At 64.5% G+C, this 2,783-nt stretch carries 3 protein-coding genes; all 3 read left to right on the top strand.

What is annotated here, in order from left to right:
* A partial coding sequence (locus tag EOA28_RS31595; protein WP_148670978.1) for an FAD-binding oxidoreductase occupies window positions 1-1,255 on the top strand: 1,255 nt, incomplete at its 5' end.
* Window positions 1,256-1,512: 257 nt separating this feature from the next.
* Window positions 1,513-2,409: an SH3 domain-containing protein gene (locus tag EOA28_RS31590; RefSeq protein WP_189342297.1), complete on the top strand. Its 897-nt coding sequence runs from the start codon at window positions 1,513-1,515 to the stop codon at window positions 2,407-2,409.
* Between the two features lie 35 nt (window positions 2,410-2,444).
* Window positions 2,445-2,783: hypothetical protein (locus EOA28_RS39170; protein ID WP_189342294.1), on the top strand; the 339-nt coding region annotated here is incomplete at its 3' end.

Genomic DNA, 2,783 nt, shown 5'->3' with positions numbered 1-2,783 from the left:
GTCATGGTATGAGGATACGGTCGGCCCTCGCCCCGAATATCCTTCGCTCGACGGTGACCGGATCTGCGACGTCGTCATCGTCGGCGGCGGCTTTACTGGCCTCTCGGCTGCAGCGCATCTGGCCAAGGCGGGCGCAAATGTCGCGCTGATCGAAGCCTATCGCTTCGGCGACGGCGCGTCCGGACGCAATGGCGGCCAGCTCGGCACCGGGCAGCGTGCCTGGGCGGAAGAGTTGGAGGCCGAATATGGCCTTTCCCGCGCCAGGGCGCTGTTCGACATGGCGGAAGAGGCCAAGGCGCATCTGCTTGACTTCGCTGCCACCAACACGATCGACATCGACTATATGCCGGGCCAGCTTTCCGTGGCGCACAAGAAACGTTACGTCGACGACTACAAGCGCCACGCCGAGATCATGGCGACCCGCTTCGGCTATCCGCATTTGAGCTTCATGGACCAGGCGGAGACGGCGCGGCGGTTGGGCTCGTCGCGCTATTTCGGCGGCACCCGCGACATCGGCACCGGTCACATCCATCCGCTGAAGCTGGTGATCGGCACGGCGAAAGTGGCGGCGGCCGCCGGCGCACATCTCTTCGAGCAGACGCCGTCCACCGGCATAATTTCCAGCGGCGGCAAGGTGAAGGTCACGACGCCCAGGGGCACGATCACGGCCGACAAATGCCTGATCGGGGTCAATGCCTATGGCGGCAATCTCGAGCCGGTGAGCGCGGCGCATATCATGCCGATCGGCTCTTTCATCGGCGCGACCGTGCCGCTCGGTGCTGCTTCCAAAGTGCTGCCGGGCGGCGAGTCCGTCGACGATTCCCGTTTCGTGGTGCGCTATTTCCGCAAGTCGAAAGACGGCCGGCTGTTGTTCGGCGGCCGCGAGGTCTATGCCGTCGCCGATCCGAAGGACATCCATATCCACATCCGCAGGCAGATCGCCGAGCTCTACCCGGATCTCAAGGATGTCGAAATCACGCATGGCTGGGGCGGCTATGTCGGCATCACCATGCCGAGAAAGCCGTTCGTGCGCGAAGTGATGCCGAATGTGATTTCGATCGGAGGCTATTCCGGCCACGGCGTCATGCTGTCGAACTTCTTCGGCAAGCTCTATGCCGAGACCGTTGCCGGCAATCGCGACTGCCTGAAACTGATCGAGGACCTGAATATCCCCGCCTTCCCGGGCGGCCGCCGCTTTCGCGCGCCGCTCTTGTTTCTGGCGCTCAGCTGGTTCGCGCTACGCGACAGGATTTGAAGCTGGCGCCCGGTCGAGGCGCCGATTCGACGATGGCGGCTTCCACGAGGCAGGTTGTGGAAGCCTTAACGGGCGCGCAGAATTTCGCAATTTGGCTCACTCATGCCATAATCAGCAGTAAAAGATGCGATCATGGGCGAAAATTCCGGGGATTTCGCGGGCTTTGTCCGCTGTGATTTCGGGACCGATGCCGATCGATGCCAACCCTCGCGGCAATGATCGAAAGAACGTCGGCCCGCTTGTTGGAGGTGGTTTGAGTGAACGAGCCCTTCAGTTTCGGCACGCCGGAACGGCAGCGCTTCACAATGCAGTTCGGCTATAACGTACGGCCATCCTTCTGGCAGAAGGTGCAGTCGAACGCGCATCTGGTCATTGCAGCGGTGGGCACGGTCGCGCTGCTCGGCGTGGCCGCGGTGGCGCTCTGGTTGTGCATTCCGGGCAGCGGCCGGCAGGTTGCCGCGGCCAGCGCCGAGCAGGCCGTGCCGACAATCCCGGTGAAGACCACGAAGATCGCTCCCGCGGCGGCGGCGGCGGCGGTGACCGTGGCCCCGGCACCACAGGCCGCGCGCAAGGCGGATGCGGTTTCGCCGGCAACAGCGGCCCGCGAAGCCAACATTCCGGCGCTGGCGTCGAACAGCCCCCGCTGGACGGCCCCCGACTCCAAATCCCCCTCGGAGCCGGCAGGGGATCAACCAGCTCCATCGAAGCAGGCCGCCGAGCCTGGCGCTGCGCAATCAACCGACACGGCCTTCGCCGAGCCGGCCGCGGATAACGACGCCTCGGACGCACTGTCGCAGGTTGCCGCACCCGCACCGGCGGGCGAGACGGCCGCGAAGACGCCGGGCGACAAGATGGATGGCGCCCAGACCGCCGCCATTCCAGAGGCCAAGCCACAGGCTCCCGATGCCGATCCGCCGGCAACCGACGACGCGGCGCAGTCCAAACCGAAACCTCAAAAGGTCGGCGCGGCTGCCAACGGACGCATCTTGAGGGCCGTCACCATGCGCTCCGGACCGAAGAAGGGCGCAGCCGCGATCGTCACCGTGCCCGCCAAGGCATCGGTGCAGGTGATGAACTGCAAGCAGTGGTGCGAGATCGTCTATAACGGCAAGCACGGCTGGGTCTACAAGAGCTACGTCAAGACCGGCGCGTGAGGCCGTTGTGCCGGCGGCGCCGCGGCCGAACCGCGATGCCGTCAGCCGCCGAAGAGGTGACGAAGTCGCTGCCGCCAGCGATCATGCCTGCGCTTTTTGACGAACTCCCGATGCTCCTCGAACGGCACTTCGAAAAGGCCGCAAGTCTGGCAGCCTTCCTTCTTCCCGCAAGCAGGGATCCAGCATTTCACATCATATGTCCAGGCGAGCGCCAAACGTTCCAGGTGAAGACTGGAAGAACTCTTGAGAAGGATGAGTTCGCCTGGCGCGGCAGTGCGCCTGAGATGATCGGAAACCTCTTTCGGCGTCCGCAGTTCGACGAACCGGCCGCTGTCGCGATCGGCCTGGCTGGCTTTCGAGCGATGGGCATGCTC

The sequence above is a fragment of the Mesorhizobium sp. M2A.F.Ca.ET.067.02.1.1 genome (genome assembly GCF_004023285.1).
Lineage (GTDB): Bacteria > Pseudomonadota > Alphaproteobacteria > Rhizobiales > Rhizobiaceae > Mesorhizobium.
This window is presented reverse-complemented; position numbering and strand designations above follow the sequence as displayed.